5 protein-coding genes are annotated in these 17,243 nt (G+C 63.8%); 2 read left to right on the plus strand and 3 right to left on the minus strand.

Annotation, left to right across the window (positions count from 1 at the left end; translation table 11 throughout):
- The first annotated feature begins 44 nt into the window (after positions 1-44).
- Both J7I12_RS11035 and J7I12_RS11040 read left to right on the plus strand, forming a co-directional pair.
- The gene (locus J7I12_RS11035) at positions 45-8,264 is read left to right on the plus strand and encodes a DUF4347 domain-containing protein (RefSeq protein ID WP_498793694.1); all 8,220 of its coding nucleotides are present in this window, start codon (positions 45-47) and stop codon (positions 8,262-8,264) included.
- A 338-nt stretch (positions 8,265-8,602) separates the two neighbouring features.
- A complete protein-coding gene (locus J7I12_RS11040) occupies positions 8,603-13,273 on the plus strand; it encodes a DUF4347 domain-containing protein (RefSeq protein ID WP_498793696.1) in 4,671 nt (1,556 codons plus the stop codon).
- 396 nt (positions 13,274-13,669) lie between these two features.
- Here J7I12_RS11040 and J7I12_RS11045 read toward each other — a convergent pair whose 3' ends face one another.
- The 3 genes from J7I12_RS11045 to pheA all read right to left on the minus strand — a co-directional run bounded on the left by J7I12_RS11045 (position 13,670) and on the right by pheA (position 17,242).
- On the minus strand, positions 13,670-14,464 hold the full coding sequence (locus tag J7I12_RS11045) for a prephenate dehydrogenase/arogenate dehydrogenase family protein (RefSeq protein WP_303192963.1): 795 nt from the start codon (positions 14,462-14,464) through the stop codon (positions 13,670-13,672).
- Positions 14,465-14,577: 113 nt separating this feature from the next.
- The gene (locus J7I12_RS11050; protein ID WP_302548622.1) at positions 14,578-15,990 is read right to left on the minus strand and encodes a 3-phosphoshikimate 1-carboxyvinyltransferase; all 1,413 of its coding nucleotides are present in this window, start codon (positions 15,988-15,990) and stop codon (positions 14,578-14,580) included.
- Between the two features lie 4 nt (positions 15,991-15,994).
- A complete protein-coding gene (gene pheA, locus J7I12_RS11055) occupies positions 15,995-17,242 on the minus strand; it encodes a prephenate dehydratase (RefSeq protein ID WP_302548621.1) in 1,248 nt (415 codons plus the stop codon).
- Between the last annotated feature and the right edge of the window lies 1 nt (position 17,243).

Consider the following 17,243-nt stretch of genomic DNA (forward strand, 5'->3'; position numbering starts at 1 on the left):
GACGTTCCTTGCCTTTTGTGCAACGCCAACTCAAGGAGTACGGCATGAGTCAGGATGTTCTGACCAGTTCTGCCACCCAGTCCCAGGTCTTGACCCAGATTCGCCAGGAAGGCGCATCCAACGAAGTCTATTTTGTAGATTCTTCGTTGGATGCGGAAGCCCTCTCCCTTACCGTGGGCGACGATTCCAGGGTCTTTGTCATTGAAAACACGAGCAACGCCTTCATCCAGATGGAACAGGCCCTGCAAAGCCTGGAAAACCCGGCCACGGCCGTGCACATTTACGCCCACGGCGCTGCGGGCAGCGTAACCCTGGGCGGTCAGGTCGTTGACGAGGCGGCGCTCAACGCCAATGCCGCCACCCTGGCGGCTATGGGCGCGGCCCTGGCAGAAGGGGCGGACCTGCTGCTCTACAGCTGCAACACGGCAGCGGGCAGCACGGGCGAGAGCTTCATCAACCGCCTGGCCCGTCTGGCCAGCGTGGACGTGGCCGCCTCTGACGACGTTACCGGCACATCCGGCGACTGGACCCTGGAATACACGGTGGGCGACGTCACCACCAACCCCACCAATCCCGGCATTGACGATGACCTGGCTGCCGGTGAAACCGTTTCCGGCTGGGGCGTCATCAACGGCACTGACGCCGCGGACTCCCTCACCGGCTCCGTCACCAACGACCAGTTTTACGGCAACGGCGGCGCGGACACCATGACGGGCCAGGACGGCAACGATGTCTACTACATCAGCGGGACGGGCACTGCCGGCACCAAAGTGGTGGAAGCGGCCTACGGCGGCAGCGATACGGTCTACAGCCAGGTGAGCAGCTTTGACCTGAGCGCCACCACAAGTGACGACGGGGCTACCAACCCCGACTCCCAGGTGGAATACATCGTGCTCCAGGCCCAGACGGGCATGCAAAACCAGTCCGCCACGGGCAACAACTACAGCCAGACCCTGGTGGGCAACGCCCTGAACAACCAGCTCACCGGCATGGGCGGCAACGACATGCTGGTGGCCGGCGACGGCAGCGACTACCTGGACGGCGGCAGCGGCGACCTGAGCGCCGCCGGCAGCGACCCCGGCTACGATACCCTGGTGGGCGGCAAGGGCGACGACAACTATGTGGTCCGCACCGGCAACGAAACCATTGTGGAAAACAAAAACGAGGGCACGGACCAGGTCTATTCCTTTATGAACTACACCCTGGGCGCGAACATTGAAAACGGCGCGCTGCTGGGTGACGCTGATACCTCCCTCGTCGGCAACGACCTGAACAACGTGCTCGCCGGTAACAGCAGTGCCAACTACCTTTCCGGCGGCAAGGGCAACGACACCCTCTACGGTGATAAGGGGAGCAAGGCGGATACCCTGGACGGCGGCGCGGGCAACGACCTCTACCACCTCTACGGCGGCAGCAGTGATGTCATTATAGACAGCGCCGGCAACGACACCGTGGTCTTTGAAAGCGACAGCGCCGGCGGCTATGCCTTGACCGATGACAGCAAGGTAGAAAATCTTGTCCTGCAGGGCAGCGCCAATGCGGGCTACGGCAATAGCCTGAACAACCGCATTGAGGGCAACGCCACGCAGGGCAGCACCCTGAACGGCGGCGCGGGCAAGGACACCCTGGTGGGCGGCACGGGCAACGATACCTTCTATTTTGACGGTACGGACACCCTGGAAGACGCTGGCGGCGCGGACAGCGTGCTGAGCAGCGGCACCATCGACCTCAACAAGTTCAAAAACGCCGCTATCGAGTATGTGGCGCTGCAGGATGTGGCCTTTGGCGAGAAAGCCAACAACCTCAACGCCACGGCCAAAAAAACCGTTGCCGCCACCCTGGTGGGCAACAGCGGCAACAACAAGCTCACCGGCAGCGATGGGGCTGATACCCTGGACGGCGGCGCGGGCGAGGACACCCTCAACGGCGGCCTGGGCAACGACCTGTATTATGTGGACGGCGACGACCTGGTGCAGGAAGGTAAAAACGGAGGCGTCGACACTGTCGTTGCCTCCGGGGACTACACCCTGGGCGCGAACCTGGAGAATCTGGTCCTTACAGCCGGCGCGACCAAGGGCACGGGCAATGAGCTCGCCAACGTCATCGACGCCAGCACCCTCAGCGGCAACGTGGTGCTGGACGGCGGCCAGAACGCGGCCAATACCGCTGGCGATACCCTCAAAGGCGGCACCAGCCACACCACCTTTGTGGTCAATAACACCAATGACGCCATCGTTCTCACTGGCGGCAGCAACGTCGTCTATGTCAGCTATGAGGTCTTGGGCGGCGCTGAGATGACTGACACCGACTGGCGCAACTACTTCGGCGGCCGGATCACCGGCACCACCACCAACCTTACCTTCGTCTACCGCGGCAATGCTGCGGACAGCAAGGCCGGCGGCGTGAATATCACCGGCAGCGCCGACAACACCTATCTGGTGGGCACGGCCGGTAAGGATACCCTCACGGCGGGGGACACCAGCAGCACCATTGACGGCCAGGGCGGTGCGGATGCCATCCAGGGCAGCTCGCAAGCTGACTACATCTACTATTATGGTGCGGAAAACGTAACTGCTGGCGATGGTGCCGACACCCTGCACGTCATGAGCCTCAAAAAAGGCGATAAAACGCTGGACAGCTCCGACGGCATTCACGGCATTGATGTGGTGCTGCTGGACAACGCCGCCGGCGCAGTGAATATTGGCGGAGATACAGCCCCAGGCCACAATATGACCCTTATAGGCAACGCCTTTGCCAACAAAATTACTGGCACCAATACCAGTAGCGACGATCCTGATGGCGATGGCAACGACAGCCTTGACGGCGGCGCGGGCAACGATACGCTCAGCGGCCGCAGCGGCAACGACACCCTGGACGGCGGCGAAGGCGCGGACAGCATGGTGGGCGGCACGGGCAACGACCTCTACTATGTGGACAATAAGGGCGACAAGGTGGTGGAAAAAGACGGCGAAGGCGTGGACAGCATCTCCACCGCCGGCGTGGCCATCGACCTGGGTTCCGCCAGCTTTAAGAACGTGGAATATGTGGAGAACTCTGGCGCAGCCACCAAGCTCACCGGCACCACGGCTGCGGAAACCCTCGTGGCCGGCGATAATGGCGACACCCTGGACGGCAAGGGCGGCGCGGACAGCCTGGTGGGCGGCGACGGCAGCGACCTCATCTACTACCACGGCAATGAAAGCGTGGATGGCGGCAGCGGCAGCGGCGGCGTTGACACCCTGCTGGTGACCAAGGACGCCACGGCTACCGTGACCATCGACGGATCCACCATCAAAAATATTGAGGTCGTCACCCTGGCAAAGGACGCCACGGCGGCCATAGACGCCAGCGGTGCTGCGGCTCTCACTATCAACGGCAATGCCGGGGCCACCAGCATCACCGGCAGTGACTCTGCTGACGTTATCTACGGCGGCGGCGGCGCGGACAGCATCGCTGCCGGCGCGGGCGACGACTTTGTGGAAATCACCAACAATTTTAGTGCTGGCGTTGCCAACGGCGGCGCAGGCTCGGATACCCTCTCCTTTGGCGCAGCTAACGACAGCATCACCTTCAGCGATGCTGCTGGGAACCTGACCATTGCCAGCAAGGTCGGGAAGACAGTCGCCATCCTGAACCAAATCAGCAACTTCGAGGTCTACACCGGCGGCGCGGGCAACGACACGCTGGACGCCGCCTCTGTCACGGGCGGCATCTCCCTTACGGGCGGCCTGGGCAACGACCTGCTCACTGGCGGCAGCGGCAACGACCTGCTTATTGCCGATGGCGGCAACGACACGCTGGACCTCACACAAGGCGGCGCGGACGGCATCAAGCTGCAAGCTGGCTCTGACCTGAACTACAACAAAAAGGGCACGACCACCATCACGGTCAAGGGCTACGGCCCGGGCGACTACGTCAACGACAGCGTGCTGACGGAAGGTGAGGACAACTGGGAAAAGTCCCCCAACGCCGTGGTAGACAGCAAAAAGAAGACCACCACCTTCACCTATACCAAGGGCAGCCAGACCATCAACGTGGTCTTTGAAGGCATTACCGATCCCAACAGCATCACCTTTGCCCAGCAGAGAACCCTGAGCGGTGGCGTGGCGAACGCGGCTGACAGCAGCTCCGGCATGCCCCTCTTCATCACGGCTACCGGCGGCGGAAACACCGTCTACGGCGGCACGAGAAACGACACCATTACCAGCACCGGCGGCGACACCATCTACGGCAACGTGGGCAACGACAGCATTACGCTGGATAACAGCACGCTGACCGCGGCGCCCTCTTCTGCCACCAGCGTCTACGGCGGCGCAGGTGACGACACCGTGGTGTTGCATCTGCTCAATAGCAATGTGAGCTCTGACATGGCGCTTGATGGTGCTGCGGGCACGGACCTTCTGGAAGTGAAGGGCTCGGGCGCTTCCGTTGCCGCCAACTTCACCTTCGAGGCGGGTGCCGATAGTGTGACACTCTATCAGTCCGGCACTTCCATCGCTGCGGCTACCATTAGCGATTTTGAGCGTTTTATAGCCACGGACAATGCCGATACCGTCAACTTCAATCGCGCGATTGTCGCGGAGGAGAGCTACAGCTTTGCCCTGGAAGGCGGCAATGACAGCATCAGCATCAGCAGCCTTGCTGGCAGCTTGACCATCGACGGCGGCGCAGACGACGACACCTTCAAGGTGGGCGCTGTGGACGAAGGCGGCAGCCTGACCATCGACGGCGGCGAAGGCACCGACACCCTGAACTTCACCACCACCGGCGAGGACGGCGTTACCGTCAAGCTGGCGGCTACGGCTGCGGCTGGCACCATCGGCGTGACCAACGTCGAAACCATCAACGGCACGGATAAGGCCGACAGCTTTAATGTGGGCTCTGGCCTGACGGGTGCCACCCTCAACGGCGGCGCTGGCGACGACACACTGGTGTTCAGCGGCGCAGACAGCGTTTCCGCCAACATCAACGGCGATAGCGCTGCCTACCAGGGCTTCGAGACTGTGGACGTCAGCGGCGTGAGCAATGCCACTGATGGCGTATCCGTCACCAACGCCGGCGCTACGGGCATGACCTTTGTGCTGGGCGCGGTGGGCGATGCCCGCAAGGTTTCCGCCACCGGCGGCAGCGCTGCCGACACCTTTGAGCTTGCTGCTGCCTCCACGGGCACGCTGAAGCTCGACGGAGGCGAAGGCACCGACACAGTGGTGCTCGGTGCGGGCTACACAGGCACGTTTGCCATCGACGGCACGGACATCAAGAACATCGAAGTGGTGGACGCCAGCTCGGTGACGGGCAGCCTGAACATCACCGGCACCGCAGCAGCTGAAACCATCACCGGCGCAGCTGGTGGCGGCACCATCGACGGCAAGGGCGGCGCGGACTCCCTGGTGGGCACTGGCAACGCCAGCAACACCTTCATGTTCTACGGCACTGAAACCGTCACCGGCGGCGCTGGCACCGACACCCTGAAGCTGGCGAGCACCGTCACTGGCACCAGCGTTGACCTCGGTGCCACGAGCATCACCGGCATCGAAGTGGTGGACGCCAGCTCGGTGGAAACAGCAGTGAACATCACCGGCACCGAAGCCGCTGAAACCATCACCGGCGGCAGCGGCAACGACACCATCGACGGCAAGGGCGGCGCAGACGTCTTGGCCGGCGGCAATGGCGACAACCTCTTCAAGTTCTACGGCTCTGAAACCGTCACCGGCGGCACCGGTACCGGCACCGACACCCTGGAGCTGGCGAGCACCGTCACCGGCACCAGCGTTGACCTCGGTGCCACCAGCATCACCGGCATCGAAGTGGTGGACGCCAGCGCGGTAACGGGCAACCTGACCCTCACCGGCAACGCGGATACTGCCACCACCTTCAAGCTGGGTGCCGTGGCTGGTACGGTTTCCGCCACCGGCGGCACCGGCGCTGACACCTTCGAGGTGGGCGGCGCTGTTACCGGCACGCTGACCATCGACGGCGGCACAGGCACCGGCGACACCCTGAACTTCACCACCACCGGCACGACCGGCGTTACCGTCAAGCTGGCGGCTACGGCTGAGGCTGGCACCATCGGCGTGTCCGGCGTCGAAACCATCAACGGCACGGCCAATGCCGACAGCTTCGACGTTACCGGCCTGACGGGCGACTTTGCCCTGAACGGCGGCGAAGGCGGCGACACCTTCAAGCTGGGTGCCGTGGCTGGTACGGTTTCCGCCACCGGCGGCACCGGCGCTGACACCTTCGAGGTGGGCGGCGCTGTTACCGGCACGCTGAGCATCAACGGCGGTGACGGCACCGACACCCTGAACTTCAGCTTGGCCGAAGGCGCGACAGAGGGCGTTGACGTCACGCTGGCGGCTGCGGCTGGGGCTGGCACCATCGGCGTGACCGGCGTCGAAACCATCAACGGCACGGATAAGGCCGACAGCTTTAATGTGGGCTCTGGCCTGACGGGTGCCACCCTCAACGGTGGCGCTGGCGAGGACACACTGGTGTTCAGCGGCACAGACAGCGTTTCCGCCAGCATCAACGGCGCTGAAGATGCCTACCAGGGCTTCGAGACTGTGGACGTCAGCGGCGTGAGCACCACCACCACGGATGACACCGACGTATCCGTCACCAACGCCGGCGCTACGGGCATGACCTTTGTGCTGGGCGCGGTGGGCGATGCCCGCAAGGTTTCCGCCACCGGCGGCAGCGCTGCCGACACCTTTGAGCTTGCTGCTGCCTCCACGGGCACGCTGAAGCTCGACGGAGGCGAAGGCACCGACACAGTGGTGCTCGGTGCGGGCTACACAGGCACGTTTGCCATCGACGGCACGGACATCAAGAACATCGAAGTGGTGGACGCCAGCTCGGTGACGGGCAGCCTGAACATCACCGGCACCGCAGCAGCTGAAACCATCACCGGCGCAGCTGGTGGCGGCACCATCGACGGCAAGGGCGGCGCGGACTCCCTGGTGGGCACTGGCAACGCCAGCAACACCTTCATGTTCTACGGCACTGAAACCGTCACCGGCGGCGCTGGCACCGACACCCTGAAGCTGGCGAGCACCGTCACTGGCACCAGCGTTGACCTCGGTGCCACGAGCATCACCGGCATCGAAGTGGTGGACGCCAGCTCGGTGGAAACAGCAGTGAACATCACCGGCACCGAAGCCGCTGAAACCATCACCGGCGGCAGCGGCAACGACACCATCGACGGCAAGGGCGGCGCAGACGTCTTGGCCGGCGGCAATGGCGACAACCTCTTCAAGTTCTACGGCTCTGAAACCGTCACCGGCGGCACCGGTACCGGCACCGACACCCTGGAGCTGGCGAGCACCGTCACCGGCACCAGCGTTGACCTCGGTGCCACCAGCATCACCGGCATCGAAGTGGTGGACGCCAGCGCGGTAACGGGCAACCTGACCCTCACCGGCAACGCGGATACTGCCACCACCTTCAAGCTGGGTGCCGTGGCTGGTACGGTTTCCGCCACCGGCGGCACCGGCGCTGACACCTTCGAGGTGGGCGGCGCTGTTACCGGCACGCTGACCATCGACGGCGGCACAGGCACCGGCGACACCCTGAACTTCACCACCACCGGCACGACCGGCGTTACCGTCAAGCTGGCGGCTACGGCTGAGGCTGGCACCATCGGCGTGTCCGGCGTCGAAACCATCAACGGCACGGCCAATGCCGACAGCTTCGACGTTACCGGCCTGACGGGCGACTTTGCCCTGAACGGCAACGGCGGCGGCGACACCTTCAAGCTGGGTGCCGTGTCCGATGCCCGCAGCCTTACGGTCACCGGCGGCGAAGGCGCTGACACCTTTACCTTGGGTAAGGTGGATACTAGCGGCGCAGTTTCCCTCACCGGCGGCGCAGGCGCGGATACCTACAACCTGGATGCAACCGGCTACAACAAGGTGACCATCACAGATGCCACCGGAAATGACGCCGATGTCGTCAACTTCTTTGGGGTGGACGACATCACTGACGTGGCCGGGCTCAGCTCGAAACTCGCGGCCATGAAGGATAGCAATGACAACATCTCCATCAGCTTTGACGGTAGTGTTAGCCAGACAAACGTCCTGACGTTCGCTGCTAGTAGCATTGATGGAAATGACACCATGAAGCTGTTCAGCGACAGTGGGACGACGCAGCTGCTGGGCGGGTCTATTGACCTTAAGAGTATTGCGGACGCCCTTACCTCCAATAATTGGACTGCGCTTACCTTCACGCAAAATGTAGATACACAGGTTATCACCGCCACCGCCTAACCCCTAACCAAATCCCAAACCAACCTTAACCGGGGCGTCCGCATCCACCAGGGTGCGGACGCCCTTTTTTGCGGCCTGCGGCGCATGTTGCCCGCGCCAGCGTCTTGCGGGCCCAACCCAAGCCATAACCACTTGGCGGCTACCCCCTGTGTGAAAAATTCTGAAAACTCCCGTGCGTTGCAGTCCCTTCTTGACCAGGGCCGTATCGTTTTATATGTTTTAAAAAACCTTTTAACATCTAGTAATATATATACTTTTTTGTATGTCGGGCCACGGCCCGGACGTGTCGTCCCTGTTTGTCCACCACTTTCAAGCCACCTTGCAAAGAGGGAGAACATATGTCCCAGGCCGCCCCTGTCGGCTCGGCTGACCAAACGCAGGTTTTAGCCCAGGTGCGTCAGCAGGGCGCATCCAACGAAGTCTATTTTGTAGATTCTTCGCTGGATGCGGAAGCCCTCTCCCTTACCGTGGGCGACGATTCCAGGGTCTTTGTCATTGAAAACACGAGTAACGCCTTCATCCAGATGGAACAGGCCCTGCAAAGCCTGGAAAACCCGGCCACGGCCGTGCACATTTACGCCCACGGCGCTGCGGGCAGCGTAACCCTGGGCGGTCAGGTCTTTGACGAGGCGGCGCTCAACGCCAATGCCGCCACCCTGGCGGCTATGGGCGCGGCCCTGGCAGAAGGGGCGGACCTGCTGCTCTATAGCTGCAACACGGCAGCGGGCAGCACGGGCGAGAGCTTCATCAACCGCCTGGCCCGTCTGGCCAGCGTGGACGTGGCCGCCTCTGACGACGTTACCGGCACATCCGGCGACTGGACCCTGGAATACACGGTGGGCGACGTCACCACCAAACCCACCAACCCCGGCATTGACGGCGACCTGGACGGCGGTGAAACCGTTTCCGGCTGGGGCGTCATCAACGGCACTGCCAACGATGACTCCCTCACCGGTTCCGTCACCAACGACCAATTTTACGGCAACGGCGGCGCGGACACCATGACGGGCCAGGACGGCAACGATGTCTACTACATCAGCGGGACGGGCACTGCCGGCACCCAAGTGGTGGAAGCGGCCTACGGCGGCAGTGATACGGTCTACAGTCAGGTAAGCGATCTGAACCTGAGCACCAGCTCCACCACAGCAGCCGATACCGCTAGCGGCAACTCCCAGGTGGAATACATCGTGCTCCAGGCCCAGACGAGCATCCAGAACCAATCCGCCACGGGCAACAACTACAGCCAGACCCTGGTGGGCAACGCCCTGAACAACCAGCTCACCGGCATGGGCGGCAACGACATGCTGGTGGCCGGCGACGGCAACGACTACCTGGACGGCGGCAGCGGCAACCTGAGCAATGCCGGTGACGGCTCCGGCTACGACACCCTGGTGGGCGGCAAGGGCGACGACAACTACGTGGTCCGCACCGGCAACGAAACCATTGTGGAAAACAAAAACGAGGGCACGGACCAGGTCTACTCCTTTGTGGACTACACCCTGGGCGCGAACATTGAAAACGGCGCGCTGCTGGATGATACGGCTAGCGGTGCAGTCCAGGCCATCGCCCTCGTCGGCAACGACCTGAACAACGTGCTCTCCGGTAACGAGGACTCCAACTACCTTTCCGGCGGCAAGGGCAACGACACCCTCTACGGCGATAAGGCTGGCGCTACGGATACCCTGGATGGCGGCGCGGGCAACGACCTCTACCACCTCTACGGTGGCAGCAGTGATGTCATTATAGACAGCGCCGGCAACGACACCGTGGTCTTTGAAAGCGACAGCGCCGGCGGCTATGCCTTGACCGATGACAGCAATGTAGAAAATCTCGTCCTGCAGGGCAGCGCCAATGCGGGCTACGGCAACAGCCTGAACAACCGCATTGAGGGCAACACCACGCAGGCCAGCACCCTGGACGGCGGCGCGGGCAAGGACACCCTGGTGGGCGGCACGGGCAACGATACCTTCTCTTTTGACGGTACGGACACCCTGGAAGACGCTGGCGGCGCGGACAGCGTGCTGAGCAGCGGCACCATCGACCTCAACAAGTTCAAAAACGCCGCTATCGAGTATGTGGCGCTGCAGGATGTGGCCCCTGGCGAGAAAGCCAACAACCTCAACGCCACGGCCAAAAAAACCGTTGCCGCCTTCCTGGTGGGCAACAGCGGCAACAACAAGCTCACCGGCAGCGATGGGGCTGATACCCTGGACGGCGGCGATGGCAAGGACACCCTCATCGGCGGTCTGGGCAACGACCTGTATTATCATGTGTACGGCGACGACCTGGTGCAGGAAGGTAAAAACGGAGGCGACGACACTGTCATTGCCTCCGGGGCCTACACCCTGGGCGCGAACCTGGAGAACCTGGAACTGACAGACAACGCGACCAGGGGCACGGGCAACGAGCTGACCAACCGTATCTTCGTCAGCGGCAGCGGCAGCAGCGGCAGCGGCAGCTTTTTCCTGGACGGCGGCAAAAACGCGGCCACTACGGCTGGCGATACCCTTGTGGGTGGGGCCACCGGCACCGCCACCACCTTTGTGGTCAATAACGCCAACGATGTAATCTCGGTTACTGGCGGCACAAACGTCGTCTATGTGAGCTATGCGGTTGTGGGCGGCGCGGATAAGAGTGATAATGACTGGATCAGCTATTTTGGCGACCGTCTTACGGTGACCGGCAGCGCGACCATCCCCACCTTTGTCTACCGCGGCGACGCCGACGACAGCAAGGCCGGCGGCGTCAGCATCACCGGCAGCGCCAGCAATACCTACCTGCTGGGCACAGCGGGCGCGGATACTATCACTGGGGCAGCTGACTCCAACGTTGGCTGCACCATAGACGGCCAGGGCGGCGCGGACAGCATCATCGGCGGCCAGGGCGACGATTATATCTATTACTACGGCAAGGAGTCTTTTGATCCGGCTGCGAAACAAGGCATCGACACCCTGCACGTCATGAGCCTTAAAGGCGATAACACGCTGAACGGCGCTGACAGCATTTACGGCATTGATGTGGTGCTGCTGGATAACGCCGCCGGCGCAGTGAATATTGGCGGAGATACAGCCCAAGGCCACAATATGACCCTTATAGGCAACGCCTTTGCCAATAAAATTACTGGCACCGATACCAGTAGCGACGATCCTGATGGCGATGGCAACGACAGCCTTGACGGCGGCGCGGGCAACGATACGCTCAGCGGCCGCAGCGGCAACGACACCCTGGACGGCGGCGAAGGCGCGGACAGCATGCAGGGTGGGGCAGGCAACGACCTCTATGTTGTGGACAACAAGGGCGACAAGGTGGTGGAAGCGGCCAGCGAGGGCGCGGACAGCATCCAGACCTACGGCGTGGCCATCGACCTGGGCAAAACGCATAAGAATATCGAATACGTGGAGAACTGCGGCGCGGCCACAAAACTTACCGGCTCCAGCGCGGGCGGGGAAACCCTTGTGGCCGGCGTGTACGGCGACACCCTGGACGGCAAGGGCGGCGCGGATAGCCTGGTGGGCGGCGACGGCAGCGACCTCATCTACTACCACGGCACATACGACGACTATGGCGAAAGTATTGCAGGCGGCAACGGCGTTGACACCCTGCTGGTGACCAAGGAAGCCGTCTATTCTTATCTTAACATAGGTACAAATTCCAGCATATCCGACATAGAAGTGGTCAAGCTGGACGCCGAGGCTAATTACATCAGTGTGGTCGTCAGCGGCCAGGCCGTCACCGTGCAGGGCAATGCCAACGCTGCCTACATCTCCACCGACGACCAGGATGACAGCATTGTGGGCGGCGGCGGCGTAGATATGATTGATGCCGGCGGGGGCGACGACTTTGTGGAAATCACCGCCGCCAGCTTTGTGCAGAAGTACCAGTATTCTTCCGGAACATATGTGGAGCGTGGCGGCGTTATGGGTGGCGCAGGCACGGACACCCTCTCCTTTGGCGCAGCTAACGACAAGATCACCTTCAGCTATGACGCAACAGCTGGCCTGGTCATCAAAAGCGGCACCACCGTGCTTTCCGGCGCGGCCACCGTATCCGGGCAGGAACTCTATGGCGGCATCAGCGGCTTTGAGGTCTACACCGGTGGCGCGGGCAACGACACGCTGGACGCCGCCTCTGTCACGGGCGGCATCTCCCTTACGGGCGGCCTGGGCAACGACCTGCTCACTGGCGGCAGCGGCGACGACCTGCTTATTGCCGATGGCGGCAACGACACTCTGGACCTCACACAAGGCGGCGTGGATGGCATCAAGCTGCAAGCTGGCTCTGACCTGAACTACAACAAAAAGGGCACGACCACCATCACGGTCAAGGGCTACGGCCCGGGCGACTACGTCAACGACAGCGCGCTGATGGAAGAAGGTGAGGGCAACTGGGACAAGTCCCCCAACGCCGTGGTAGACAGCAAAAAGAAGACCACCACCTTCACCTATACCAAGGGCAGCCAGACCATCAACGTGGTCTTTGAAGGCATTACCGATCCCAACAGCATCACCTTTGCCCGCCAGGTAAGCCTGCGCACTGGCCAGGAGAATGCGGTAGACAGCGTCGCCACCCTGCCCCTCTTCATCACGGCCACCAGTGTTTCCGTCGGCGACGGCGCCACCTTCCAGGTGTCGCAGGCTGGTTACGACAAGGTGACCATCACCGATACCGCGGGGAGTGCGGATGCGGTAGAAATGTTTGGTGGTTTGACCGCCGAAGATCTCACCGCCGAGGGCGGCTCCGGCGTCTTTGCCAAGTGGGAGTCCAGCAGCCATACGCTGTCGCTTTCGCTTGACGGAAGCAGCCAGTCTGCGGTCCTCACCTTCACGAGCACTGATGCCTTGACAGCCGACGGAGACACCCTGACCTTCAAGGACAGCAGCGGCAACAGCGTCCTTGCCGGCATCGACCTGGCGGATATCGTTACAGCTTTGGGCACCAACACCGACATGAAGCAACTGAAGTTCACGGCTTCGGACGGTAATGTTACGAATATTGAGATTGCCAGCTAACCAAATCCCAAACCGACCTTAACCGGGGCGGCCGTATCCACCAGGGTGCGGACGCCCTTTTTTGCGGCCTGCGGCGCATGTTGCCCGCGCGCCGGGTCTGGTCTGCCGTTGGATAGTCTGCCGATCTACAGTATCTTTTGTTCAGGGTAGGCCCTGTGCAGCGCGCTGGGGAAGGAAAGTTTTTTGAAGGGATGGGGGGGGTGGGGGGAAGGGGGACTTTTGTTCACAAAAGTCCCCCTTCCCCCCACAAAAAACAAAACGTTTCTACCCGTTAGAGCATTTAACACTTGAAATGCTCGCTTACGGCAGGCAAAAGCCTGCCTTCTCGCATTTCGTGGCAAGGATTTTCAAGAAAATCCTTGCAAAGCAGTTAGCTCATTTCATTCGCTAACGGCTCTAGTGGCGTTCTTCGCCGTCTTCGGGCCACCACCAGCGGGCGCGCTGGCAGAGCAGGTCCACATCGCCGGCGGCGGCGAGGTTGAGCATCTGGCGGTACTGGCGCACGGCCTCGTAGCTGTGAGGGTTGGCCTCGAAGAGGCCGGTGAAAAGGGCGGCGTCTTCGGTAAGCATTTTGCGGGCTGCGTCGCGCCGGCGGCGGAAGGAGGGCGTGAGAAAGGGGAGCAGGTCGTCCTGCCCGGCCAGAAGGGCGAAGTAGGCCAGGTTGGTGATAAAGTTCATGCTCTGGATGCGGGCCATGGCTTCGTCGTGGGTGCGGGCGGTGGTGCGGAAGGTCTGGAAGCCCAGGGCGTGGTAGAAGCCTTCCACCAGGGCAAGGGCCGTTGCCGGGGCACGGCGGCCGGGCACAATGGCCACGGGCAGGGGGCCGCTGGGGTCCGGTTTGGGGCCGAACAGCGGGTGGGTGCCCACTACGGGGCCGGGCCAGGCTTCTTCCATCTGGCGCAAGGGGCGCTCTTTAACGGAAGTGATGTCGGCCAGCACGGCGCTGGGCGGCACGTGCGGGGTAAGGAGGGCCAGGGTGGCGGGCACCACGGCCGCGGGCACGCAGAGCAGAACAAGCCCTGCGTCCGCGCAGGCCGGGGCCAGGGCGGCGGGGGTCAGGGGCTGGTCCACGCCGCGCGCGTTGAGGCCCGCGGCCGCGGCGCGGGCCAGCAGCATGGCCCCCATACGCCCGCGCGACCCCACAATAAGCAGCGGGGTGCGGCGGCAGGCGGCGGCGCAAGGGTCGGCCATGGTTTCAGGGGCCTGGGGGGCTGTGCCGGCCTGCGCCACGCCACTGTGTCGCGCCGTTGCGGCGGGCAGGGCCGCGCCGTCGGGCAGGGTTGCGGGGGCCCGGTGGTCGCGCTTCATGCCAGTTGCTCCCAGACCTTCCAGAAGTGCGGGAAGGATTTGCTGACCACGGCGGGGTCGTCCAGGCGGGCGCGGACGTGGGTTTCGGGCTCGCGCAGGTCCAGCAGGGCCAGGGACATGGCCATGCGGTGGTCGTCGTGGGCGGAAAGGGTCGCGTCTGCGGGCAGACGGGGATGGTCGGGCCGGTTGGGGCCGCGTCCGGCAAGCCCGTGCACCAGCAGGCCGTCCGAAAGCTGGTCCACGGTAACGCCGGTCTTGGCCAGCTCTGTGGCCGGGGCGCTGATGCGGTCCGATTCTTTAAGGCGCAGATGGGCCACGTTGCGGATGCGGGTGGAACCGCCGGCAAAGGCGGCCAGCACGGCCACGGTGGGCACCAGGTCCGGGCAGTGGCCCATATCCAGGTCCACGCCGTGCAGGGGAGAGGGGTAGACGGTGACGGCCTTGGCGCTCGCTTCCAGGCGGGCCCCCATCTTTTGCAGAATGTCCAGCAGGGCCCGGTCGCCCTGCAGAGAGGCGGGGTTGAGGCCCTCCACCCGCACGGGGCGGCGGCCCAGAGCGCCCGCAGCCAGCAGGTAGGACGCGCCGGACCAATCCCCTTCCACGCTGTAGTCGCCGGGCCGGTAGGGGCCGGGGCGGACAGTGACGCGCAGACAGCCCGGTTCGGCGGTTTTGAGGCCGCGCCAGCCGCCGGGGGGCAGGGTTTGCCAGTGCACGTCCGGGCAGGGGCGGGTTTCTACGGTAAAGGAGAGGCCAAAGGCTTCAAGGGCGTGCAGGGTGAGCCCCACATAAGGCCAGGACACGGCCTTTTGTCCGCAAAGGGACACGGCCAGGGGCGCGGGCCCCAGGGGGGCTGCCAGCAGCAGGCCGGAAAAGAACTGGCTGGACCGCTCCATGCCCAGTTCCACTTCGCCGCCGCAAAGGGCGGGCTGCAGGCCCGCGGCGTTGATGCGCAGGGGCGGACAGCCCGGCTGCCCGCTGCAGCGGACGTCCGCGCCCAGGAAGCGCAGGGCCTGGAGCAGCTCGTCCATGGGGCGCTGGTGCAGACGCCCGGCTCCGTGGAGGTAAAAGGCCCCGCGCCCGGCGGCCAGCACGGCCGTGAGCAGGCGACAGCTGGTGCCGGAAGCGCCCACATTGCAGTCCAGGGGCGCGGCCTCTGTGCCGCCCCGGGGCTGCCCGGCCAGGCCAATGACCCGCCAGCAGCCTTCCCCCCCGCCCTCCGCGGGGGGCAGGGGGGTAAAGCGCGCGCCGGCGGCGGTCAGCACGGCGCGGGTGTGGTCCGTATCGTCACTGACCAGAGCGTGGCGCACGGTAGAAACGCCCTCGGCCAGGGCCGCGCCCAGCAAAAAACGGTGGGAAAGGGATTTGGACGCGGGGGCGCGTACCGTTACAGTGGGGAAGGTCTGACTCATGAGATCAGCACTCCGGTTCTGTGGCGTTGAGGTCCAGGCGGTCCAGTTGCGGGCCCGTGGGGTAGCTGCCCAAAATGCGGAAGCTGGTGCAGGCCTCGTGCAGCCTGGTCAGCAGCTCGGCGTAGCGCGGGTCTTGCAGGTCGCATTCCACATCCACAAAAAAGACGTACTTCCAGCACTGGCCGCGCAGAGGGCGGGATTCCAGCTTGCGCATGTTCACGCCGTGGCCGGCCATGAGGTCCAGCACACTGGAAAGCGCCCCGGCCTTGTCCGGAGTGGTGAAGAGCAGGGAGGTCTTGTCCGCGCCGGTATGGCCGGGCTGGGGACCGCTGAGGCGGCCGCCGTGGCGGGCGCTGCCGGGGCCGATGATAACAAAGCGCGTCCAGTTGCCGGGCTCGTTTTCAATGCGCCGGGCCAGTACGCCCAGGCCCAGCAGGTCGGCCAGCTTGCCGTGGCCGATGGCGGCGGCGTCGGGCTGTGCGGCGGCGCGCTGGGCTGCGGCGGCCGTGGATTCCACGGGCACCAGGGCCGCGCCGGGCAAGTGGGCCCGCAGCCAGACCCCGCACTGGGCCAGGGGCTGGGGGTGCGAATAGACCGTGCGCACGGCGGCCAGGGAGGGCGCATTGCTCAGCAGACAGTGCGAAATGCGGGAAAAAAGCTCGGCCTGGATGTAGACCTCGTGCTTGAGGAACAGGTCAAAGCTCACGCCCACCGTGCCCTGGAGGGAGTTTTCCAGCGGCACCACGCCCAGTTCGCACTGGCCGGAGGCCACTTCTTCAAAAACTTCGGCCAGGTCGTTGCAGGGGTGGAACTGGGCGGCGTGGCCCAGGTACTCCACGCCCGCAAAGTAAGAGAACGTGCCCTCCGGCCCCAGATAGGCCACGTTCTGTGGCCGCTGCAGGGCGCGGGAAGAGGAAAAAATCTCCCGCCAGATGGCCCGCAGGTGGTCTTCGGGCAGGGGGCCGGGGTTCTGGGCGGCCAGGCCGTCCAGCACTTCCTTTTCCCGCAGGGGCTTGAAGATGATGCCCGGCACATGGGCCTTGATGCGGCCCACCTCCAGGCTCAGGGCCGCCCGGCGGTTGCAGAGGGTCAGCAGTTGGCCGTCCACGCTGTCAATTTCTTTGCGGATGGCGGCCAGGCGGGCCTGGGGGTCTGTCGGGGCAAGGTCCGCGGCAGGGGCGGGTTGCGCGGCCTCTGCCGGGGTGGGGGCGTCGGCGGAAGCGCCGCGCCAATGGCTGGTGCTTTCGTCCATG

It is taken from the genome of Desulfovibrio diazotrophicus (assembly GCF_902498985.2).
GTDB classification, from domain to species: domain Bacteria; phylum Desulfobacterota; class Desulfovibrionia; order Desulfovibrionales; family Desulfovibrionaceae; genus Desulfovibrio; species Desulfovibrio legallii.

Excerpts from the sequence above, each read along its gene's own strand:
- J7I12_RS11035 (WP_498793694.1), top strand. The coding sequence starts at position 45 with ATGAGTCAGGATGTTCTGACCAGTTCTGCCACCCAGTCCCAGGTCTTG.
- J7I12_RS11040 (WP_498793696.1), top strand. The coding sequence starts at position 8,603 with ATGTCCCAGGCCGCCCCTGTCGGCTCGGCTGACCAAACGCAGGTTTTA.
- J7I12_RS11045 (WP_303192963.1), bottom strand. The coding sequence starts at position 14,464 with ATGGCCGACCCTTGCGCCGCCGCCTGCCGCCGCACCCCGCTGCTTATT.
- J7I12_RS11050 (WP_302548622.1), bottom strand. The coding sequence starts at position 15,990 with ATGAGTCAGACCTTCCCCACTGTAACGGTACGCGCCCCCGCGTCCAAA.
- pheA (WP_302548621.1), bottom strand. The coding sequence starts at position 17,242 with ATGGACGAAAGCACCAGCCATTGGCGCGGCGCTTCCGCCGACGCCCCC.